This is a genomic window from Cupriavidus sp. C2SS-8b, from assembly GCF_057073745.1.
Genome location: NZ_CP172717.1, coordinates 532358 through 555242 on the forward strand (window position 1 = coordinate 532358; position 22885 = coordinate 555242).

At 63.0% G+C, this 22885-nt stretch carries 17 protein-coding genes and 1 pseudogene; 12 read left to right on the forward strand and 6 right to left on the reverse strand.

From position 1 onward, the window contains the following. The first annotated feature begins 138 nt into the window (after positions 1-138). From ACIGJB_RS19390 to ACIGJB_RS19410, 5 genes are read left to right on the forward strand one after another with little or no spacing between them, the layout of a single operon-like run. Positions 139-2145 (forward strand): AMP-binding protein, encoded by a 2007-nt coding sequence (locus tag ACIGJB_RS19390; protein ID WP_483733921.1) that lies wholly within the window; start codon positions 139-141, stop codon positions 2143-2145. Next, positions 2142-2930, forward strand: coding sequence for an enoyl-CoA hydratase-related protein (locus ACIGJB_RS19395; protein WP_483733922.1), 789 nt, complete (start codon positions 2142-2144; stop codon positions 2928-2930). Before ACIGJB_RS19390 ends, ACIGJB_RS19395 begins: the two co-directional genes overlap by 4 nt. A 37-nt stretch (positions 2931-2967) precedes the next feature. Then, positions 2968-3858, forward strand: coding sequence for an HpcH/HpaI aldolase/citrate lyase family protein (locus ACIGJB_RS19400; RefSeq protein ID WP_483733923.1), 891 nt, complete (start codon positions 2968-2970; stop codon positions 3856-3858). A 21-nt stretch (positions 3859-3879) separates the two neighbouring features. Further along, positions 3880-4335 carry a MaoC family dehydratase gene (locus ACIGJB_RS19405; protein ID WP_483733924.1) on the forward strand — a complete coding sequence of 152 codons (456 nt, stop codon included), beginning with the start codon at positions 3880-3882 and terminating at the stop codon, positions 4333-4335. Positions 4336-4392: 57 nt separating this feature from the next. Then, the gene (locus ACIGJB_RS19410; protein ID WP_483733925.1) at positions 4393-5637 is read left to right on the forward strand and encodes a CaiB/BaiF CoA transferase family protein; all 1245 of its coding nucleotides are present in this window, start codon (positions 4393-4395) and stop codon (positions 5635-5637) included. Between the two features lie 97 nt (positions 5638-5734). Here the strand turns inward: ACIGJB_RS19410 and ACIGJB_RS19415 are convergent, their stop codons facing one another. After that, on the reverse strand, positions 5735-6874 hold the full coding sequence (locus ACIGJB_RS19415; protein WP_483733926.1) for a porin: 1140 nt from the start codon (positions 6872-6874) through the stop codon (positions 5735-5737). Between the two features lie 352 nt (positions 6875-7226). On the opposite strand from ACIGJB_RS19415, the gene ACIGJB_RS19420 reads away from it, so the two are divergent. From ACIGJB_RS19420 to ACIGJB_RS19430, 3 genes are all read left to right on the forward strand, one after another. Then, entirely contained in the window at positions 7227-8411 is a 1185-nt protein-coding gene (locus ACIGJB_RS19420; RefSeq protein WP_483733927.1) for a CaiB/BaiF CoA transferase family protein, read from the forward strand. A gap of 115 nt (positions 8412-8526) precedes the next feature. Next, entirely contained in the window at positions 8527-10026 is a 1500-nt protein-coding gene (locus tag ACIGJB_RS19425; RefSeq protein WP_483733928.1) for an aldehyde dehydrogenase family protein, read from the forward strand. 72 nt (positions 10027-10098) lie between these two features. Further along, positions 10099-10941, forward strand: coding sequence for an IclR family transcriptional regulator (locus tag ACIGJB_RS19430; RefSeq protein WP_483733929.1), 843 nt, complete (start codon positions 10099-10101; stop codon positions 10939-10941). 58 nt (positions 10942-10999) lie between these two features. Here the strand turns inward: ACIGJB_RS19430 and ACIGJB_RS19435 are convergent, their stop codons facing one another. Continuing rightward, entirely contained in the window at positions 11000-11761 is a 762-nt protein-coding gene (locus tag ACIGJB_RS19435; protein WP_483733930.1) for an IclR family transcriptional regulator, read from the reverse strand. Between the two features lie 156 nt (positions 11762-11917). After that, on the reverse strand, positions 11918-13003 hold the full coding sequence (locus ACIGJB_RS19440; protein ID WP_483733931.1) for an NAD(P)H-dependent flavin oxidoreductase: 1086 nt from the start codon (positions 13001-13003) through the stop codon (positions 11918-11920). Between the two features lie 324 nt (positions 13004-13327). Here ACIGJB_RS19440 and ACIGJB_RS19445 point away from each other — a divergent pair, with 324 nt between their 5' ends. The 4 genes from ACIGJB_RS19445 to ACIGJB_RS19460 all read left to right on the forward strand — a co-directional run bounded on the left by ACIGJB_RS19445 (position 13328) and on the right by ACIGJB_RS19460 (position 18991). Continuing rightward, positions 13328-15679, forward strand: coding sequence for an acyl-CoA dehydrogenase family protein (locus ACIGJB_RS19445; protein WP_483733932.1), 2352 nt, complete (start codon positions 13328-13330; stop codon positions 15677-15679). 246 nt (positions 15680-15925) lie between these two features. Continuing rightward, the gene (locus tag ACIGJB_RS19450) at positions 15926-17329 is read left to right on the forward strand and encodes an amidase (RefSeq protein WP_483733933.1); all 1404 of its coding nucleotides are present in this window, start codon (positions 15926-15928) and stop codon (positions 17327-17329) included. Between the two features lie 13 nt (positions 17330-17342). Next, positions 17343-17570, forward strand: a complete 228-nt coding sequence (locus tag ACIGJB_RS19455) for a hypothetical protein (RefSeq protein WP_483733934.1) — start codon at positions 17343-17345, stop codon at positions 17568-17570. A 77-nt stretch (positions 17571-17647) separates the two neighbouring features. Further along, positions 17648-18991 carry an MFS transporter gene (locus tag ACIGJB_RS19460; RefSeq protein WP_483733935.1) on the forward strand — a complete coding sequence of 448 codons (1344 nt, stop codon included), beginning with the start codon at positions 17648-17650 and terminating at the stop codon, positions 18989-18991. 700 nt (positions 18992-19691) lie between these two features. Here the strand turns inward: ACIGJB_RS19460 and ACIGJB_RS19465 are convergent. The 3 genes and pseudogenes from ACIGJB_RS19465 to ACIGJB_RS19475 all read right to left on the reverse strand — a co-directional run bounded on the left by ACIGJB_RS19465 (position 19692) and on the right by ACIGJB_RS19475 (position 22871). Next, entirely contained in the window at positions 19692-20762 is a 1071-nt protein-coding gene (locus ACIGJB_RS19465) for a porin (protein WP_483733936.1), read from the reverse strand. Between the two features lie 78 nt (positions 20763-20840). Further along, positions 20841-22103 (reverse strand): annotated as a pseudogene (locus ACIGJB_RS19470) (malic enzyme-like NAD(P)-binding protein); the annotation flags it as partial. A 93-nt stretch (positions 22104-22196) separates the two neighbouring features. Continuing rightward, complete coding sequence (locus tag ACIGJB_RS19475) at positions 22197-22871, reverse strand: orotate phosphoribosyltransferase (RefSeq protein WP_483733937.1); 675 nt, start codon at positions 22869-22871, stop codon at positions 22197-22199. Positions 22872-22885 lie beyond the last annotated feature (14 nt).

Below are 22885 nucleotides of genomic sequence, written 5' to 3' on the forward strand. Positions count from 1 at the left end.
CAATCGAGAACGCCGGCTGTCCATCCGGTGTGTTCGCAGAATGCGACGCGCGTGTTCGTCAGTGACCGCTTGAGCGCAAGCCGGCCCGGCCTCTAGCATGGGTTCCAAGCGAAAGCACAACTCAAAGCGGAGACACTGATGGAAGCAGCCTGGCAAGCATACGACGTGGCATGGCGCCCGGATGCCGAAGCCGCGCAGGCCAGCGCGCTGGCGGCCTTCATGCGCGCCGTGGGCATCGGGCACGCCGACCCGGACAGCTATCGGCAGTTGCTGGACTTCGCCGCCACCCGCCCCGAGGACTTCTGGAACGCGCTGATCCGCCACATGGACCTGCGCTTCTACCAACCGTACCAGTCAGTGCTGGACGCTGGCGAAGGTGTGGAGTGGACGAAGTGGTGCATGGGCGGCACGACGAACGCGGTCCTCAACTGTCTGGACCGTTATCGCGGCACCCGGCGCGACCATCAGGAAGCTGTGGTGTGGGAAGGCGAGGGCGGCGAAGTGCGCCGCTGGACTTACGCGGAACTTGATGCGCAGACCAGCCGGCTTGCGGCTGGCTTGCGGCAAATCGGTTGCAAGCCGGGTGACGTGATCGGTGTCTACATGCCAATGGTGCCGGAGGCCGCCGCAGCGCTGCTCGCGATCGCCAAGATCGGCGGCGTGGTGCTGCCGCTGTTCTCGGGCTTCGGTGCCCAGGCCGTGGCCGGGCGGCTGCGAGACGGTGGCGCGGTGGCAGTACTGACGGCCGATGCCAGCTCGCGCCGCGGCAAGGCCAGTCCGATGAAACAGACCATCGATGCCGCGCGCGCCGAAGTGCCGACGCTGAAGCATGTCGTGGTACTGCGCAATCTCGGCGTCGAGGTGGCATGGCAGACGGGCTTCGACCACTGGTGGCACGAGTTGACGGAGGGACAGCCAGACGATGCGCCCACCACCGAGATGCCCGCCGATGCGCCGATGATGCTGATGTACACGTCGGGGACTACCGGCAAGCCCAAGGGCACTGTCCATTCGCATTGCGGCTTCATCGCCAAGCTCGCGCTCGACATGGGCCTGTGCGCCGACATGCGCGCCGGCGACAGGCTGATGTGGCTGAGCGACATGGGCTGGCTGGTTGGCCCGATGCTGATCTATGGCACCACGCTGCTGGGCGGGACGATGATCATGGCCGAGGGAGCCCATGACTTTCCGGACAAGGGTCGCTTCTGGCGTCTGATGGAGCAGCATCGCGTGACCGTACTCGGTATCGCGCCGACCATCGTACGCAGCTTCATGTCGGTCGGCGGCGCGGACATCGAGAAATATGACCTGTCCGCACTGAGGCTCGCACTGTCCACTGGCGAAGCATGGACCATCGACGCGTGGCGCTGGATGTTCGAGCGCGTCTGTGGCGGCACCCGGCCCATCATCAATTACTCGGGCGGGACGGAGGTGGGGGGCGGCATCGTAACCGGCACCGTGATCCATCCGCTCAAGCCTTGCGCGTTTGCCGGGCCGGTGCCGGGCATGGGCGCCGATATCGTCGACGAGCAAGGCAGGTCGGTCAGCCCCGGCGGCACGGGGGAACTGGCCCTGCGCTCGTCGTCGATCGGACTCACGCGCGGCCTGTGGCACGACCGCCAACGCTATCTCGACAGCTACTGGAGCCGGGTGCCCGGTGTGTGGATGCACGGCGACCGCGCCGCCATCGACAGCGATGGCTACTGGTACGTGTTGGGACGGTCGGACGACACGCTGAAGGTGGCCGGCAAGCGAACCGGCCCGTCCGAGATCGAGACACTCGTCATGGCAACCGGCAAGGTGGCGGAGGTGGCAGCCATCGGCATGCCGGATGCAGTCAAGGGCGAGACGGTGGGCCTCGTGGTCACGCCAATGCCGGGGAACGACGCAGACGAGCCGATGCGCAAGACCCTCTCCGACGCCGTCGTCGCAGGACTGGGCGCGGCGTTTCGCCCGACAGCCGTGCTGTTCGTCGGCGACCTCCCGAAGACCCGCAACATGAAGATCATGCGCCGCGCCGTGCGCGCGGCCGCGCTGGGCCTCGACGCTGGCGACCTGTCGTCGCTGGCCAATCCCGAGGCGCTGGAAGCCATCGCGCTGGCGGCCCACGCCGCCGGTCTTTCCCAAGCCGTGGAGAAGCAATGAACCATCAGTATGAAGATATCGTCGTCGAAGTCACCGGGCGCGTAGCGACCATCACGATCAACCGGCCGAAGGTCATGAACGCGATGCGCGCGCAGACCGTCGACGAGCTGATCGACGCCATCGGTAACACGGGCTGGGATCGCGCCATCGGCGTGATCGTCCTGACGGGCGCCGGCGACAAGGCTTTTTGTACTGGGGGCGACCAGGGTGCCCACAACGGACAGTACAGCGGACGCGGCACCATCGGCATGCAGATCGAAGCGTTGCAGTCCGCCATCCGAGACGTGCCCAAGCCGGTGATCGCCCGCGTGCAAGGCTATGCCATCGGCGGCGGCAATGTGCTGGCGACGATCTGCGACCTCACGATCGCAGCCGAATCGGCGGTGTTCGGGCAGGTCGGACCGCGCGTTGGATCGGTCGACCCGGGATTCGGGACCGCCTATCTCGCCCGCATCGTTGGGGAAAAGAAGGCGCGCGAGATCTGGTACCTGTGCAAGCGCTACCCCGCGCGCGAGGCGCAGGCAATGGGCCTGGTCAATGCCGTGGTGCCTGATGACAAGCTCGATGCCGAGGTCGCGGACTGGTGCGGCCGCATTCTCGAACACAGTCCTTCCGCGCTGGCGATCGCAAAGCGGTCGTTCAATGCCGACAGCGAGAGCATTCGCGGCATTAGCTGGATGGGCATGCAGACGGTTTCCTACATGTATGACACCGAGGAGTCACGCGAAGGCGTGCGCGCGTTCCTCGAAAAGCGGCCGCCGGATTTCCGCCGGTACGTGAAGTAATCCCGCGAAACGAATGTAATCAGAGAAGGAGACGAAGATGAGTCATGGCGCAATGAAGCCGGCACGATCACTGTTGTTCGTGCCGGGCAACAAACCTGACTGGATCGAAAAGTCGATCGCTGCGAAGGCGGACGCCCTGATCCTGGACCTGGAAGACAGTGTCCCCCCCGACCTGAAGGTCGAGGCCCGCGGCGTGGTCCGCTCGAAGCTGGCGTGGCTTGCCGGGCAGAACCAGCGCATCTATGTGCGCATCAACCGCTCCCCCCATCTCTATGACTTCGACGACATCCTGGCGGTAGTCGGCCCGCACGTGGAGGGTATCGTGATCTCGAAGCCGTGCGGGCCCGAAGACGTCGATTGCGTCTCTATGATGCTGTCGGAGGCCGAGTACCGCAATGGGCTGGAAGCTGGCACGACGCGAATCATTCCGCTGCTCGAGACGGCGCGCTCGCTCGAACTGGCCTTCGAGATCGCTAAACGCGACCGCGTGGGTGCTATCTGTGGTGCTACCGCAAAGAATGCTGACGTGGCGCGCGCACTGGGCTACGAATGGACGCCGGGCGGCCGCGAAAGCCTTTACTTCAAGTCGCGCGCCGTGATGGCCGCACGCGCCGCGGGAAAGTTGCCCATCGGTGGCGTCTGGCAGCAGGTTCGGGACCTCGAGGGCTTGAAGCAATCGTCACTGCTGGACCGCAACCTCGGCATGGCGGGCGAACTTGCGCTTCATCCTTCCAATGTCGCGAGCATCAACGAGGTCTATACCCCTTCGCCGGAGTCCGTTGCATTCTACGAGGGCATGATTGCGGCCCTCGACGAGGCGCAGGCCAACGGTCGCGCTTCCTGCATCTATGACGGCGAACACATCGACATCGCCCACGTCAAGACCGCGCGCGAGATTGTCGCGCTCGCCAGATCCTTCAACGCCTGACCCATTTACCGGAGATTACCCATGGCTGGATTGTATTTCGAGGATTGCCGCGAAGGCCTCGTGGTCGAGCACGCGATCCGTCGCACGGTTACGGAGACCGACAACGTCCTGTTCTCGGCCCTGACCTATAACTGCGCGCCCCTGCACATCGATGCCGAGTACAGCAAGGACTCGATCTATGGCCAACGGCTCGTCAACAGCATGTTCCTGCTGGCGCTGGTGGCAGGCGTCACAGTGTACGAAACCACGCTGGGTACCACGCTGGGCAACCTGGGCTTCCAGGAGATCAAGTTCCCCAAGCCGACCTTCCACGGCGACACGATCCGCGTACGTACCGAGATCCTGAATGCCCGCCTGTCGAAGAGCCGGACCGACTCCGGCATCGTGACCTTCCGCCACGTGGGCTTGAATCAGCGAGACGAAGAAGTCTGCGTGGCCACGCGAACCGGCCTGATGAAGCTGCGCCCGAAGCAGTGAAACGGCGAGGGCCCCGAAAGGAACGCGGGCCCTCGGCCAATTCGACAGGAGATATCCGTGGCAGCAAGACAACCGCGGCCGCTCGACGGCATTCGCGTACTGGATCTGACCGTCGCCCTGGCCGGGCCATACGCCTCGATGATGCTCGGCGGCATGGGTGCGGAAGTGATCCGCGTCGAGGCCCCTGGCGGTGGCGACATCGCACGCACCAATCCCCCGTACGTGGGCAGTGAGAGCATCCACTTCGGGCAGCGCGAGGACGGCGACGTATCGCTCACCATCCTCAACCGCGCGCGCAACAAAAAGAGCGTCACCCTTGACCTGAAGTCGGATCCGGGCCGCGAGCTGTTCATGCGGCTCGCGGAGCAGGCCGACGTGGTGATCGAAAACTTCAGCGAAGGCGCCACCGCCCGGCTCGGCATCGACTACGAACAGGTCCGGCAGCGCAACCCGCGCATCGTGTATGCGTCAATCAAGGCGATGGGAGAGCCGAGCGCGTTTCCGGGTCTGAAGGGCATGGACATCATCGTCCAGGCGTTGAGCGGGATCATGGAGGTCACCGGCTTTGCCGATGGTCCGCCGACGCGCTGCGGATTGCCGATCGCGGACCTGGTGGCGCCCATGTACGCCGTCAACGGCGTCCTGGCCGCGCTGATCCACCGCGGACGCACCGGCGAAGGCCAGAGCGTGCAGGTATCGATGCTTGATTGCCTGGCGTCGTGGGTGGCGGAGGAGCACTTTGATGTCATGGGTCGTGCGGGATATCCGTCGCGCACGGGCAACTGCCATGACCGGCTGGTTCCATTCGGCGTCTATCCCGCGCTCGATGGCCAGATCGCCATCGTTGCCTTCCAGCCGGACTGGATGCGTGGACTGCTGGAAGCCATCGGGGAGCCGGCGTTGCTCCACGACCCGCGCTTCAGCGGGCGAGGCCCTCGCATGCGCAACGCTGCGGTGCTTAACGACATCATTGCCGCATGGACGCAGCAGCGCAGCACTGTGGAAGTGGTGCGGGAACTGCTCGAACGGCGTGGCGTGCCATGTGCACCAGTGCGCAAGCCCGACGAGGTGCTTCATGACCATCGCTTGCATGACAGCGGCGCGCTGGTGAAGCTCGTCCACCCAGACTTTGGCGAGGTCGATGCGGTAGGCATGGGCCTGCCTATCCGCTTCTCGGCCACGCCTTCGCAGTTCGACCAGCCGGCCATGACACTCGGTGGCGCGAACGAGGAGGTCTACTGCGGCCTGCTCAAGCTCGATCCGAAGGAACTCGAAGCGCTGCAGGAGATGCGAATCGTCTAGGCGGACCAGGCTCCAGTGGTCCTTCTGGTGAAACTCCGGCCAGCAGGGACCTTCCGGGACCACCTCGCGGTGGTCCCTCTTTTATTTCGGTCGTCCGTCAGAACTTGTGGCGAATCCCCAGGCCTACACCGAACATGTTGTTCTTGTCATTGCCGGGGAAATAGCCGTTGGCAAAGCTGATGGCCGAGGTGTCGAAATTCAGACCACCGTTCTTTGCGAAGGCCGTGGTCAGGTAGACGTCGGTTCGCTTGGAGAAGCTGTAGTCGGCCAGGAACGAGACCTGCCAGGGATTCTTGATGTTTGTTCCCGCCAGGTTCATCGCATCGTCGTAGTAATACGCGAGAGTCAGGCCGAGCGCCGAGGTGGCCTGCCAGGTTCCGCCGATCCAGTAGAAGTTGTCGCGCAGCAGCGTGGCATCGGTCGGGCTCGTGTTTCGGCCCCAGCGGTAGCCGCCCATGACCTTGGCATTGCCGAAGGTGTAGCTCGCCGCCGCGGCGGCCTTCCTGACCGTGCCGGTGCCACCCGCGGCGTTCAGTGTGGGGTTGTACTGGTCATAAGCGAGGGTCGCGCCGAAGTTGCCGCCGGCGTAGCTTAGCGCGGCGCCATAGCCGGAATCGCGGCGGAACTGCCCCGGCACTTCTCCGCCCCCGGCCACGCCGTTGCCGAAAGTCCAATGCGCCATGGCGGTCACGGGACCGAACTGTCCCGTGTACTTGGCTACGTTGTCCGACCGGAAGTTGACACCCGTCTCCAGAATGAGCGGTTCGTACTGTACGGCGAAGTTCATCGGCGAAAAGCTTGTCAGCGCGTCGAACAGCGTGGTGTACTGGCGGCCGAAGGTGAACTTGCCCACTGTGGCATGCTCGAGACCGATGAAACCTTGCCGGCCGAACAGCCGCCCGCCCTGCGTGCTCTTGCCATCGTCCACGCCGAAGCCGCTTTCCAGGACGAACAGCGCTTTGAGGCCACCGCCAAGGTCTTCCACGCCGCGCAGGCCCCAGCGCGAACCCGACAGCCCACCTGAGTTCAGGCGAACAACGTCGTGGCCGGGTCCCGTCGCGAAGCCATTGGCGGCGGATGGCACGACGGATGACATGTTGGTTACGTACTCGATGTTCGTGTCTATCACGCCGTACAGCGTGACACCAGTCTGGGCGTGGCTGAGGCCGCTGACCAGCAATGCGGGGATTGCGGCAAGCCATGTCTTGCAATGGTTGCCGCGATCGATCGACTTCATGTATCTCCTCCTGTGTCTCATAGGTATAGGCTTCTCCAGCTTCCCGAAGGCCATGGATCGCTCTCACGATTTGTCATGCGCATTCGCGTTCCAACACGCGTGCATGTGGATGCTGGATGGAGGTTGCCTCGGCGGCAATTCAAACCACGCTTGTGTTCCGCGCGGCGATTCGGCACCCGGCGGGTGATTTAGCAGCGTGGCGACATTTGCTTCATGGCGGCCGGATCGCAGCACGGAACGTTGACCATTGTTGGATTGACCCGCGCGAAGGGGCGCCTCACGATTCGTTCGACGACCCCGCATGTAGGGATGGGGTATCACGCGGAAAATGATTGAATAGAGAGTGAACAAGATGTCGAAGGTTCTTGAAGGTATCCGCGTACTCGATTTCGGACGCTTCATCGCGGGGCCGTTCTGCGCGGCCTTGCTCGCCGACTATGGTGCCGATGTCATTCGCATCGATCGCGTGGGCGGCAGCGAGGACCGCTTCATCGTGCCGGTGACCGATTCTGGCGAGGGCGCCTTGTTCCTCCAGGCGAATCGCAACAAGCGGTCGATCACGCTCGACATTGACAGTGCAGCCGGCCGGGAAGTGGTGCGCCGGCTGGTGAAGACGGCCGACGTGGTGGTCGCCAACATGCCCCCTCGGAGCCTCCGGAGCCTGGGGCTCGACTACGAGACGCTGTGCGCGATCAAGCCGGACATCATCCTCACCGCATCCACTGCCTTCGGCTCGCACGAAGGCGCCGGCCATCGCGTGGGATTCGATGGCGTCGGACAAGCGTTGAGCGGGGCGGTGTACATGTCGGGAAGCCCAGGGAATCCCACCAAGGCGATGGTGCCGGTGGTGGACTTTTCCACGGCACTCTCGTGCGCGCTCGGCACGGTCATGGCACTGTACGAGCGGCGCGTGAGCGACCGTGGCCAGTGCGTGGAAGCGTCGCTGCTGCGCACGGCGCTGAACCTGTCAAGCGGCGCACTGATCGAGGAAGCCACGCTCGCCGTCAATCGACAGGCCACCGGCAACCGCAGCCCGTCGTATGGACCCTCGGACATCTTCCGCACTTCCGACGGCTGGATCATCGCGCAGGTGATCGGGCAGCCCTTGTTCCGGCGCTGGGCGGCGCTGATCGGGAAGCCGGAGTTGGCCGACGATCCGCGTTTCCGCGACGACCTGAGCCGTGGCCAGCATGGCGAGACCCTGAGCGCGTTGATGGGCGAGTGGTGTGCCGTTCGCACTAGGGCCGACGCGCTGTCGCAACTGGAGAGGGCGAAGATCCCGGCGGCCCCGATTTACTCGCCGCGCGAAGCGCTCGATGATGTCTCGATCCAGGAGTCCGGCGCCTATGTCTGGACCGATTACCCGGGCCTCTGCCGCCCGGCACCAATCGTGGCGCCGCCAGCGGTGCTATCGCGGACACCGCCCGAAGTTAAGCGTCGGCCACCAACCATCGGCGAACACACCGACGAAGTGTTGGCCGAGGCAGGCTACGACGCGGCGCAGATCCGAGCGCTGCGCGAGGCAGGAGTGGTTTGATGTGATGAACCACGGAGCGTCGCGATATGCGAACGTGGTGATCGCGAGAGAGAACTTGAGTGGAGGACGGGTGGGCCGCTAGCATCGACGAAGATCATAAGATGGAGACAACGCGATGCCTTTCAGCCTGATCCCCGTCCGGGATGAACTGGACGTCCGCCCCGGCAAGCTGTTTGTCGGCGGTGCGTGGCACGGGTGGGACGGCTCGCACTTCGACCAGGTTCACCCGGCGACCAACGAAGTCATGACGACGTTCGCCGAAGCCGGTGCGCATGGCGTCGATCTCGCCGTGATGGCGGCCAGGAAGGCATTCGACGAAGGCCCGTGGCCACGTATGCCGGCGCAGGACCGCAAGCGGATGCTCCAGCGAATCATCGACCGCCTGTACGAATCCGAACTCGAACTCGCGAAGCTGCAGACACTCGACAACGGCATTCCGTTTCACTTCAGCCGCAACACCCGAGTCTCAGCCAAGGCTGCGGCGGATGTATTTGACCATTACGCGGGCTGGGCCGACAAGATCAATGGGGAAACCTATCCGCAGTTTTCCGGGGCATCCAATATGCACTACATGAGTTTCCGCGAGCCGGTCGGCGTAGTCGGTGCCATTCTCGCCTGGAACGCGCCGCTATTGATGTTCTCGATGAAGGTGGCTCCGGCACTGGCTTGCGGCTGCACCGTTGTCGTCAAGCCTTCCGAATACACGAACCTGGCGGCACAGAGGCTCGCGCAGATTGTCGCGGAGTGCGACCTGCCACCAGGCGTGTTCAATTTCGTTACCGGCGGCGCGGAGACCGGCGCAGCGCTATCGTCGCATCCGGGCGTGGACAAGGTGACCTTCACTGGCAGTGCGGCAACCGGCGAGCGGATCCTGATGGTCAGCGGCGCCAACATGAAGCGACTATCGCTCGAGCTGGGCGGCAAGAGCGCCGCGCTCGTGTTCCCCGATACGCGCAGCGTTGCCACGACTGCCGCGTCGCTGATGGGCCTGTGCTCGACTTTCCTGTCCGGCCAGGTCTGCTCAACGCCGTCGCGCGCGGTTGTGCACGTCTCAATCCTCGACGAATTCCTTCACTACGCAGGCGAGCAGGTCGGGAGGGTCAAGTTCGGCAACCCGTTCGACCCAGCGACGACATCCGCGCCAATCATTTCCAGGCGGCAGGTATCGCGCATACTCGGCTATGTCGAAAGCGGAAAGGCCGAAGGTGCGCGTCTGATGTTCGGCGGTGATACCCCGGATGGCGATCTCGCCCAAGGCAACTGGATCAATCCCGCCTTGTTTGCCGACGTGGATAACGGCATGACGATCGCGCGGGAGGAGATCTTCGGCCCGGTACTCAGCGTCATCCCGTTCGAGACCGAGGACCAGGCCATACGGATAGCGAATGACAGCGAATACGGCCTCGCCGGCTGCGTCTATACGACCGACGTGAGCCGCGCCTTCCGCGTGGCCCGTGCGATTCGTAGCGGCTCGATCGGCATCAACGGCTACGCCAGCATTCCGAACGCTCCGATGGGCGGGCTGAAGCGCTCCGGTCTCGGGCGGGAAGGTGGCTGGCCGACCATCGAGGCCTTCACGGAGCTCAAGACGATTAATTTCAACCTCGACGCGTAAGCATCGCCCCGACAAGGGAGATGGCGCCGGCGCGTGTTCAGTCTGCGCTGGCGGTTGGTGTGGGAGGCGACTATGCCGAAAGCAACCTCAGTCTCGCTGGACCCGCGTCCGGCAAGCCAGCCTGCGTGTCCCGCGGGAGATGCCGGCCTGGGCGATCCGCCGAGCACGTGCAACATGCCCCTTGCGAGAGCCCTTGCGGTCTTAGGAGCGTTCAGCCCGGATCAGTACTGGATGACCAATCGCGACATTGCCAGGGAGACCGGGATTCCGGTTCCCACGGTCACTCGGATCGTGCAATCGCTGGTATTGCTCGCGTATCTCCATCGCGATCCCATCCACAAGAAATGCCGACTCACCGCCAGCGCGCTGGCGCTGGGCTATGCGGCGGCTGCACCGACCGATATGGTAGGAGCCGCACGTATTCCGATGCAGGCATTTGCCGATGCGACCGACACCTGCGTCGTGCTGGGAACGCGCGACCGGTTGGATTTGATGGTGCTTGAAGCACAGATCGGCAGGCATGCCCTGCTCGACCTGGGACTGTCCGCTGGCATATGCGCGCCATTGTGCTCGGGGCCGATGGGGTGGGCGCTGCTCGCGGCGCTGCCCGAGCCAGAGCGCTTCTATCTGCTAGGCAATGTGGAGCGAAGGAGCGGGAGCGACTGGCCGTCGCGGCGGCGCAGGATAGCCGAAGGCTTATCGCAGTTGCACAACGCAGGCTATTGCATGTCGCCGATGACCGACAGGCCTGGCCTGGTATCGGTTGCTGTGCCCGTTTGTGTTCCGGACCTTCCGCCAGTTGTGCTCGCGTGCATCGGCCGTTCCGCCCACATGGCGCGCAGCAAGATCCAGCGGGAACTGGCCCCGCGATTGATGGCGATGGCGATTGCGCTGCGCGAGCAGTGGGGAAGATGATCCGAAGAAGGGCGGGAGGAATCGGGGTGGCAACCTGTCCGGTCGCCCGACTCGACAATTACGGCTGTGCGTCGAGGTCGCGCAGCAGATCCACCAGGACCTTCGACGCGATCTTCAACTCGGGCGCGATGCGGGACCGGATGGCCGCGGTGTCGGCTTCCTGTACGACCGCACCACATGCGAAGGCCATCAGCGTGGCGGACCGACCCACAGTGACAGGCAGTGCAACGCCGAATGCGTCGCGCTGGAAGTTGCCGAACGATGTGCAGACGCCGGTGGTGTTCAGCTCGTTGAAGGCGCTCCGGATCCCTTTCTCCATCTCGTCGGCCCGACTTCCAGCCACCTGCCGGAGTGATTCGATGTAATGTGCCTGGACATCTGGATTTAAGCCGGACAGCCATGCACGGCCGCTGGCTGTCCAACCCATGGGCAACAGCGAGCCGACGCCGATGCGAAGGGTGGCGATGTGTGCGCTCGTGCATTGGGCGATATACAGCATGTCGAGCCGGTCAGGTACGGCAAGAGAGACGGACACGCGATGGCGGTCCGCGACATCCTGCATGAAAGCCGTCACGCACTGCGCGACCGGGCTGGCTTCGATGTAGGCCTGGCCGATACGCTGGGCGCCAGTAGCCAGCGCGAACTTTGGACCTCCGCCCACGCGGCGCAGAAAGCCTAGCGCGACGAGGGTGCCGGTCATGCGTGAGATAGTAGCTTTTGGCAGGCCAGTGCGCCGGACGAGGTCAGCGTTTGTCATCGGGATGCGCTCGGCGCGGAACGCGCGCAGAATCTCGAGGCCGCGGTCCAGTGTTCGGATCACCGGAGCAGGGCATCCGGAGAGCGATGCGGGCGCCCGGCCGTTTGCGGAAGATCTCTCTGTCAACATCTGCAGTCCTTCCGGCCCCGTTGCTGGTGCGATCCCGGGGCGTCGTCCGTGCCGCAGCGGCCGCGACGAGCCCCGATGGTCACTAATCTGTCAGGCAGCCAGCTCGATGCGGCCACGCGACTGCTTGAGCGCGGTCACAGTCTCCTCGACCAGGCGATGCAGCACCTCGCCGGCGGGCAGCAGGTCGTGGATCAACCCGGAGCCTTGTCCCGCAGGCAGCGGTTGGTGGTCTTTCAGGTCGGCGGCGGCCGCGGCGAAGCGTGCGGGGGCCACGACGATGCGCTGGATGGGGTAGGGCTGCAACTCATTCTCGTGACCTGCCCACACTTCGGTGAACCGGTTCTGCAACTGACGGACGTAGAGGCCATCGAACAGCAGCGAGCGGATCGTGCTGTCGTTTTCCGCTTCCACCAGCGACGCCTTGTAGTTCGGCCCGACGCTGGATTCGTGCGTGGCAATGAAGCGCGTGCCAACCCAGACGCCTTGCGCGCCTTGCGTCAGCACGCCGGCAATCTGGGAGCCATTGACGATGCCGCCCGCCGCGACAACCGGTACGGTGGAGAATTCCAGCACTTCCGCCAACAGCGTGATGAGGCCGACATCTCCGGTATGGCCACCGCCTTCGGTTCCCTGGACTACAACGATGTCGGTACCGGCACGAATAGCCGATGCGGCGTGGGAAGCGCGCCCCACGAGACTGATGACCTTCACACCGCGTGCGTGACACTCCTCCACCACCCACTTCGGCGTGCCGAGCGCACACGCGATGACTTCCACGCCGTGCTTGAAGCAAATCTCCAGCTTCGCTCGCGCATCCTCGATGCTCATGGCCTGGTCGTCGGTCGGCTTGATCTTGACACCGAGCGCTTCGATTTCATTCTGCAGTTGCTTGAGTGGGCCCGGCAGCTCCGGAAGGTTGACCTCCGACTTCTCCTTCGGTGCGCGCAGCGGAAAGCCGATATCGACGCAGATCGGCTTTTTCGTCAGGCTGCGTGCCAGCTTGATTTCCTGTTCGACCCGTTCAGGTGTTGGGGAGATGGCGGCAATGGTTCCCAAGCCGCCCGCTTCGGAAACGGCGGCCGCCAGAGGGCCGAACGCCACGCCGCCCATGCCGGCCTGGAGAATGGGGAAATCGATATTGAGCAGGTCGCACAGGGGCGTTTTCAAGGTAGACACAAGTCCCTCCGATAGTTTGGATTGTTGCCGGCCCCTATCGGGGCCGGACAGTTCGATGCGTGGGTGATTCGCGTTGTGAAGGACTGTCCGGGTCGAACAGGTTCCGTCCGTTGCAATGTAGCGAGGCGCATGCTTGCGGACAAATCGAAAGTCACGAACGTGGGTGTTCGTGTTTCCCGACACCGTGCCGGGAAAGGGGAATGCAGCACGCGTTCTCCGTGGGCGACTCCCGTGTTCACCATCCGCAGCTTGGCTTGATGCGGCAGGACGACCAAACTCTGCGCAGGTACAACGTGCGGAGCGCCTGGAGGCGCCTGAATCTCAATGGAAAATTCGCTTGATACACAGACGGAATCCGATGCGCTGCTGGCGGCCATCGAAGACACGGCGGAACGGTTCCTGAGCGGCCGTGGCGGACTTGCGTTTCCCCGCCGCTGGCGACTGCCGGCGCACGACGCGACGTCGCGTGGCGAGTTCGGACGAGAAGACTGGCGGGAGATCGCGGCGCTCGGGTGGCTCGGGATACTTGTCCCCGTTGACTCCGGCGGCCTCGGGCTGGATTTGCGGGCTGCTGCGGCGTTGGCAGCCAAGGTGGGCCGGTGGCTGGCTCCCGAGCCGTACACGGTCACTGCAGGCCTGGTCACGACGTTGCTTGCCGATCTGCCGGCCGCACATGGATTGCTCCAGTCCGTGATGAGCGGGGAGCATATCGTCGGCGTGGCGCTAGATCTCGATGGCGCCGTCGAATCACGCATGGGAGCCTGCAGGATCGAGCGCGCCGCGGACGGCGGGCGGCGGCTGTCCGGCGCTGCACCGTATGTCGCCCCGGCCGATCCGGCCGACGGTTGGCTCATCATCGCGGCAAACGAGCGGCGCCAGCCAGCGTTGCTGCACGTGCTGGGCCGCGATGCTGGCGTGACCGTCGAGCCGTTGCTGGAAGCGGATGGACGATGCCGGGCACGGCTCACGTTTGACGGCGTAGTGCTGCAGGCATCGGCGGTCCTGACGGAAGGAGAGGGCGTCGCCGCCCTACTGGAGCGAGCGGTGCGCGTCGGGTACGTGCTTTTTGCGGCCGAACTCGTCGGGGCGGCGGAACAGTTGCACGAGATGACGCTGGAGTACCTGAAGCAGCGCAAGCAGTTTGGCCGACCCATCGGCAGCTTCCAGGTACTCCAGCATCGCTGCGTCGATGTACGTGTCCAGATCGAGCTCGCCCGCGCCTGTCTTGAGGAGGCAGTGAAGTCGGCATTCGGAGATGAGAATGCGGTCTCAGGGGATTTGCGGGCGCTTCGAGCAAAGCTGCGGGCCAGTCGTGCCGCAATCGATTCGGCACTCGCCGCCATACATCTTCACGGCGCGATGGGTATCACGGACGAATGCGACGTTGGCCTCTACTTCAAACGCATCCTGGCGCTGATTCCGCGGCTCGGCGACGAGCGGACGCTGCAGGCGCGCTGGCTTGAACTTGCCAGCGAAATCACGGCGGACGGCGGCCAGTCCGGCGAATGGCAGGGAGCGTTTCCGCAATCGGCGGATTGGAACGCGATGCCCGAACAGGAGTTCCGCAGCATGCTTCGAGCGTTCCTGTCACAGCACTATCCTGCCGGGCTGCGCCACATGCCGCGACGCGTCCATTGGGACGAGATCGGCGAATGGTATAGCTGCCTGTCGCGGCAGGGGTGGATCGCTCCGGCATGGCCGGTGGCACATGGCGGTATGGGGCTCCCGCCTGCCAAGCTGATCGCGTGGTTCGAGGAGTTCGAATCATACGGCGTCGCACGCGCGCCAGACCAGGGCATCCTGATGGTGGGCCCAATCCTGATGCAGTACGGCACGCCGGAACAGCAAGAGGAATTCCTTCCACACATCCTGAGCGGCGAGAACATCTGGTGCCAGGGCTATTCCGAGCCGAATGCGGGCTCGGACCTCGCGAGCCTGCGCACCGAAGCCATTGTCGATGGGGACCACTTCATCGTTTCCGGGCAGAAGATCTGGACTACGCTCGCGCAGGATGCGACGCACATCTTCATGCTGGTGCGGACGGACAAGTCTGCCAAACCGCAGGCGGGAATCAGCTTCCTGCTCTGCGACCTCAAGACACCCGGCATCACCGTCCGCCCGATCCGTGATCTTGCCGGGCATAGCGAACTCTGCGAAGTGTTCTTCGACGGCGTGCGCGTGCCGCGCAGGAACCTGGTCGGCAGGGTCAACGAGGGCTGGACGATCGCCAAGGCGCTTCTCGGCTTCGAGCGGCTGCACCTTGGGAGTCCCAAGCAGTCGCAGCACGCGCTTGGCCACCTCCGGACGTTGGGTGAGAAGGGCGAATTGATGCAAGACGCCGCTTTTCGCGCAGCCTATGGCGAGCTCGCATTGGACGTTGCCGATCTCGCGTCGCTCTACGCAAGGTACGCGGACTACGTCAAGCGTGGAGAGCAACTACCGCCCTCCGTATCGATGCTGAAGATCTGGGCCACCGATACCTACCAGCGCATTGGCCTGGCGATTGTGCGTCATGCCGGCAGCGTCGCCGCATTGGCGGAAGCGGTGGACATCGGTGGTAGCGACGTGCACCTGCTGGCCCCGCTCTTCAATGCCAGTGCGGCACGGATATACGGCGGGGCGAATGAAGTGCAGCGCAACATCCTGGCCAGGACGGTGCTCGAGTTGCCCAACTGAGCCCGGATTCACATTGATGCTCAATGAGGCCGCGCAGGCTTTGGTGGAAATGCTGAGGGCGCCACTGGCCGCGCGGTATAGGGCCCGCGTCGCACGACGGAACATCTGTCGAGGTTGAGTTGACCGTCCGCCGAGCGGGCTCAACACTGCGCTGACAAGCCGCGATGCCATGGCAAGTTCCTACCGACTATTGCGTGACGTCAGCGTGCAGTATTCATCCCAACTTCAATTGCCGGGGCCGTAAGCGTGTCTGAAATCGAATCCGCCAACTTGACCGCCCTGACCATCGCCGAGCTCGGCGAGCGGATCCGGCGACGCCAGGTGTCGCCTGTGGAAATCGTCGATGCCTGTCTGGATCGGATCGAGCGGCTCGACAGTCGCCTGCATGCTTTCCTTGAGGTGACGGCGGATCAGGCGAGATCTGCCGCACGTGAGGCCGAGATCAGGATCGGGAATGGGCGCTATCTAGGCGATATGGACGGCATACCGTTAGCCGTTAAGGACTGCATTGAGACAGCCGGCGTTCCAACGACGTCAAACTCGCGATTGCTGATGCGGCACGTGCCTGAGGAAGACGCGCACGTCGTCTCGCAGCTTGACCAGACAGGGGCGATTCTGATCGGCAAGACGGCAACTTGGGAGTTTACGCAGGGCGGGCCTTGCTGGGATCTGCCATGGCCTCCAGCATTAAATCCGTGGAATCTCGCGCACCTGCCGGGTGGCTCGTCGTCCGGTTCGGGCGCAGCGGTGGCGGCACGCATGGTGCCTGCCGCCCTGGGCACGGACACCGGCGGCTCGATCCGGTATCCGTCTGCCGTCTGTGGCATCGTGGGACTCAAGCCAACCTACGGCCGTGTCAGCCGCCGCGGCTTGCATCCCAACACCTTCTCGATGGACCACTGTGGACCGATGGCCCGTACGGTGGAGGATTGCGCCATCCTGCTCGGCGCAATGGCAGGGTATGACCCGCGCGACCCGTCCAGCGCGGACGAGCCCGTCGGCGACTACCGACGTGCATTGACGGGCGATATCGCTGGATTACGCATCGGACTGGTCAAGCACTGGTACGCAGGCATAGCTACATCAGAAGTTGAGTCCGCGATGGATGAGGCGGCCCGGACGTTCGCCCGGCTTGGCGCCCATGTTGACGAGGTACGCCTCGACCCGGTGCAGGACTACATCGACTGCAGGACGATCATCGGGACCAGCGAGCTTTACGCGGTGCACGAAGGCGAGTTGAAACGCAATCCGCACAGCTTCGGCCGCCCCTTTCGCCGGAGTTTCATCGCTGGCGCGCTGCTGCGCGCCGAAGACTACATTCAGGCAATGCGTTGGCGCACGGAACTCGTGTCGAGGATGTTCCGGCAGTTTTCAGGATTCGATTTGCTCCTGACAGCAGGATGGCTGCAGGAAGCGGAACTTGCGGAGCCAGGCGCGGCCGGCGCTCATTTGCGCCGGCCGCCCATCACGCTGCCTTTCAGTCTGGCGGGCAATCCTGTCTTGAGCGTCCCATGTGGAATGACGCCTTGCGGCCTTCCACTTGGACTGCAGCTCGCGGCCCGGCCTTTCGACGAGGTCACGCTGCTGCGAGCGGGCGACGCATTCGAGCGGAAGCACGGACTGCGTGGTCACTCACCCGAAATCGATTGAGGTTGGAACGGACATGGACACCAGCATGAACTACCGCGAACTGAGCCGCAATGAAATCGCCGATCTCGCCAGGATGGGCGGGCTGAACCTCGAAGCAGACTGCCTCGAAGATCTCGTACAGGCTTACCGATCGATCGAACCCATGCTAGGCCGACTACGCCGCGACCGCCCGCGTGCAGAGGAACCTGCGCACATATTCGATCCCAGAAAGTTCATGCCAGTCGCAGCGCCGGATACCTGAATGCCATGAAAGATGAGTGCCAGTCGTCCGCAAGCTGACTGGCTTCAACAATACAAAGATAGATAAGGAGACATTGTATGCGCCAGATTGATCTGCGAGCCGTGGTCGAGCAAGCTCGTCCGGGCCGATTCCACGCCATGCTGCTATTTTGGTCGGCGTTGATCGTTGTGATCGACGGCTATGATCTCGCGATCGCAGGCATCGCCTTGCCGTCGATCATGAAAGACATGAACGTAGATCCAACGAGTGCTGGCTTCATGGTGAGTTCCGCACTCTTCGGGATGATGTTTGGCGCGATTTGTCTAGGCACCATTGCCGACCGAATCGGCAGGCGCTGGACCATCGTTGCCAGTGTGCTGCTTTTCAGCCTCTGCACCGCCGCAGCAGGTTTGACCAAGGATCCGGTTACCTTCAGCGTAATGCGCTTTCTCGCCGGTGCCGGCATCGGCGGCGTTACGCCCTGCATCACCGCGACGATGATGGAGTATTCCCCCCGCCGGATCCAGTGCACGCTGGTCACAATGATGTTCACCGGATTCTCGATTGGTGGCGTGGTGGCCGCACTGATCGGAAAAGGCTTGCTGATGCGCTATGGATGGGAATCGGTATTCTTTGCCGCCGCCGTCCCGACGCTACTGGTGCCATTTTTCTGGAAAATGATGCCAGAATCCACGCCATTCCTGCTTGGAAAGGGCGACGACGAGGCCATCGGCTGCATTATCGGCAAGATCAACTCACGCTACCGGCGGACACCAGGTGACACGTACGTCCTGCCCGCTGCCGACACGGGCGCTGGTGCTCCGGTTCGCGAACTGTTCCTGAACGGACGGGGCGTCAGCACCATTATGTTCTGGGTCTCCTACATCATGTGCCTGTTCATGGTGTACGGGCTGAGTGCATGGCTGACGAAGCTGATGGCGTCTGCCGGCTATAGCCTCGGCTCGGCGCTGACATTCGTTTTGGTGATGAACTTCGGCGCCGTTGTCGGCGCCCTCGTCGGTGGCTGGCTGGCGGATCGCGTCAATATCAAGGCCGTGCTGATCGGCATGTACATTCTTGCCGCGCTATCGATTGCCGGGCTCGGCTACGCCAAGTCGACGATGCTGTTGTATTTTCTGGTGGCCACGGCTGGCGGCTGCACCATCGGCACCCAGATCGTGGGGTACGCGTACGCCGGCCAGTACTACCCGATGCGCATCCGGGCGACCGGTATCGGCTGGGCCGTCGGCGTCGGTCGCACCGGCGCCATTCTGGCACCGATCCTCATTGGCGTACTGGTGAGCATGTCGCTGTCGCTGCAGCATAGTTTCATAGCGATGGCTGTTCCGGCGTTGATCGCGTTGATTGCAGTGGTATTCATCGATCATGGCGAGCCGCGCGGGGTGCGGCAGCGGGGCGGTGATGTGCCGATCAACACCTGATATCGCGTTGAGTCGGGCGAGTGAACGTGAGGCACTACGCGGTTGAGTCCCGCCGAGTGGGACGGCCTGATGGCGTGAACGGATGCCGCGATCGCTGACGGGCGAACTCTGAAAAGGCGAAGGATAACGTCCGTACGCCCATCATCGATGGTCGTGATGTGGGCGGGCGCCATTCACGCAACGGCCGTCGTCCTTCTCCCAGGTTTGGAATCTACATAACGGTGACGCGGTCGTGGTGTTCTGCTGGCCGGGCGCGAGTGTGATGCCCTTGTTCGGCACGCCAGCCCGCTGGCTGCCACCGTAGCCCCTCAAGTGACGCCCACCCCGATCGGCAGCGGAAACTATGCGCAGGTATGCAATGATCAATCATCCAAGAACCCGCGCCGCCGGCGGACTCGACCATACGCTTCACCGCGACCTACGCATAGTTGCGACATGCGCATAGGGGTTGCTATGCATATCTATTCATTGCGACCCGTTACCGCCGTTCGGCGTGACTACCTCGAGCGACCGCAATAGGTCCGATACGGGACCTTGGTTTCCCAGACTTCTGCGAAGCAGAAAGTGGCAACAGAGGCAGATCTGACTATCGCTGCAGGTCCCGGTGCACTTGGATGAAAAAGCGAGACCGCTACGGCCCGGACACTTCGAACTAAGCCGCTTGGAAGGGTGTGCGCGTGCGCGCCGTAGCAGTCGCGGGTCAGAAGCGATGCCTCATGCCGACACCGAAGGTCTCCGCATGCGACATAGTCGTCACGCGATCGTAGAAGTACGCTGCATAGATGTCGGTGCGCTTCGAAAGGTTGTAGTCGTAAGCGATGCTGGCCGTGTGTCGCCCGAAGGCGGCCGTGTCGTTGCGCGTATTGCCATAGGCATAGGACGTCAGGATATTGCCAGCGCTCACCGGGAACGATGCGCCCAATTGCCCGTTGGCATGGCGGATATCTCCTTGCGCGCCGTTCACCGAGGTCCTGATGTATTGCGCCTGCCCAAAGAGCTTGGCTACGCCAAAATCGTAGCTCAGGCCAAACTGTGCTGCGGTTTGTTTGTCGAATCCTGCCAGCGCTGCCGGCGTGGTTACATCGCCGGGCACAACATTGAACCTTGCTTGCTGGAATGCTGCTGTAGCGGCAAACCTACCCCTGAAATAGGTTAGGTTCCCTCCCCATTTGTTCAGGCCGGTGCTTCCCGGCTGTTCGCCGAACGCGTAGATGAGGTTGACCGTCAGGCCCCCCATGTTCGGCGATGAATAAACGACGGAATTGGACCAGCCCGAATCACCAATGATCCCTGGGTCGAAAACCCGGCCATCGGTAGCCGTCTTGTACGTCTGGAAAATCGAAGGGCCAAAGTTGTACGAGTCGACGAGCGGATTGAACAGAATGGTCGATACGAAATACGGTGTGGTGTTCCGGCCAAGGCGTACCGAGCCGTAGCTCGGTGATTGCAATCCAATGTAGGCGTTGCGCGTCAAGAAGCCGTCAGTGTCACTGCGGCCAAAGCGCCCCGTGTCGACACGGTAGAAGCCGTTTAGATCAAAGATCGCTTTCAGCCCATCGCCGAGGTCCTCCGCACCACGTATCCCCCAATAGGACGTCTGCATTCCACCGGCACCGACAATCGCGGCGCGGTCACCGCCCGAGGCACGAGTGGAACCGACAAACGCGTCTACCTGTCCGTAGAGCGTCACACTGGATTGTGCTGACACCGGTTGGGCAAAGCCCGCAGCAGCGGCTGCCGCAATGACTGCAAGGCTACTTTTGGCAAGCATATATCTCCTCCTTTGGTTTTTTGGCTGGCGAATCTCTGATGGCTATTGCGACGGGGAAAAGGTGAATCGGCGTCCAGCCAGTTGCGTTCGATATGCCTCGATGTCCGAGACCGGGCGGCGGGCGACGCCGGCGGCCATCGCCGCAACCGCAACGGCCGGGGCCAAGCGGGTGATCAGACGGGGATCGAAGGGCTTGGGGATCAGGTATTCGGGACCGAAGACAAACGACTCGCCGGGGTAAGCGTTTGCGACCTCGTCGCCCGGGGGCTCCTCGGCCAATGCGGCCAAGGCGTGCACGCATGCGAGCTTCATCGAGTCCGTGATCGTCGTCGCGCCGACGTCCAATGCCCCGCGGAAGATGAAGGGGAAACACAGGACGTTGTTAACCTGGTTCGGATAGTCGGAGCGTCCGGTTGCGATGACGCAATCAGGGCGGACCCGGCGCGCTTCTTCGGGTCTGATTTCCGGCTTCGGATTGGCCAGAGCCAGAAGCAATGGTTGGTCCGCCATGCCGCGCAGCATGTTCGGCTTGAGGACGCCAGCGCTCGAACACCCCAGGAACACGTCCGCCCCTTCCAGGGCCTCTCCGAGCGTTCGTGCCAGGTAAGCTGTGCCGTCCTGGGCGAATCGCCGCTTGCTGGGATCCAGGCCTTCTCTCTCCGCAAGAATGACACCGCGTGAATCGAGTACCGAAATGTTGGCCCTCGGAAAGCCAAGGCTCACGAGAAGATCCAGGCAGGCAATTGCCGCGGCGCCAGCCCCAGAGCAGACCAGCTTTACGTTGTGTAGGGACTTGCCGACGACCTTCAGTCCATTCAGGATGGCGGCAGCGGCGATGATGGCCGTGCCGTGTTGGTCATCGTGAAACACTGGAATGTGCATACGCTCGCATAACGCTTGCTCGATATAGAAACACTCGGGCGCCTTGATGTCTTCGAGATTGATGCCGCCAAATGTGGGTTCCAGCATGGCAATGGCGTCAACGAGCTTGTTTGGGTCCCTCTCCGCGAGCTCAAGGTCGAAAACGTCGATGTCTGCGAACACCTTGAACAAACAGGCTTTGCCCTCCATCACGGGCTTTGCCGCCAGCGGGCCAATATTGCCTAGACCGAGTACGGCGGTGCCGTTCGTGATTACACCCACCAGATTGTTCCGTGCGGTGTAGTGCTGAGCTTCGAGGGGATCGGCGTGGATGGCTTCGCAAGCCACCGCGACGCCCGGCGAGTAGGCAAGAGCGAGGTCCGCCTGATTCGTCAGGGGCTTGGTCGGGGCGATGGAGATCTTGCCCGGCGATGTCATGCGGTGATAGGCAAGGGCGCGCTTCTTGAAAGAGTCGTCCATGTGAGTCGCGTAAGTTTTGAGAAAAAGGGAGCTCCACGCCCGGGGACGAGCCGCGGGCGTTGGCGTGTAAATGCAGGGATCTAGCGTGTCGAACTAGCCGGAGATGCCTCCGTGGGAGCTAGACCATTTCGGCGGGTCGCTCAGGAAGTCGCGTAGTTCAGCAAGCTGACTCTCTGAAAGCTCTCTCGAACGCTCCAGTTCCTCAAGGATGTCGTTCCACGTCGCCAGCGAGTGCAGGCCCGGATTCCACTTCGAAAGAACGGCGTCAGTGGTGAAAGTGCCGTATTCAAACAGGACAAAAATGTCCTGCACCACTGCACCTGCGGAAGACAATGCTTCACAGAAGGCCGCCTTGGTTCGGCCGGCGGCCATCATGTCATCAACGAGCAGCACCTTGTCGGCGGGCCGGATGTTTCCGACAACTTGCGCGGCGGGACCCATTCCGCGGGCTTCCTTCCGCACGTAGACCATGGGCAGATCGAGCGTTTCTGCAACCCATGCTGCGAAGGCAATACCGCTGGATTCGCCACCGGCAATGACGTCGATGCCGGCGAGCCGTTCGCGGTCCCGCAACAGTTCGAGGCCTCGTTGGACAAGCGCACGCCTGCTGGCCGGGTATGAAATCAGGCGCCGGCAATCGATATAGACGGGACTGGTCCAACCAGATGGAAGACGGAATGGCTCGTCGCTACGAAAGCGAACGCATCCAGCGTCGAGCAACAAGCGACTCACGGAGCCGGGCATCGCATTGTGTCTAGTGATGGGCATGGCTGCCTCCTTGA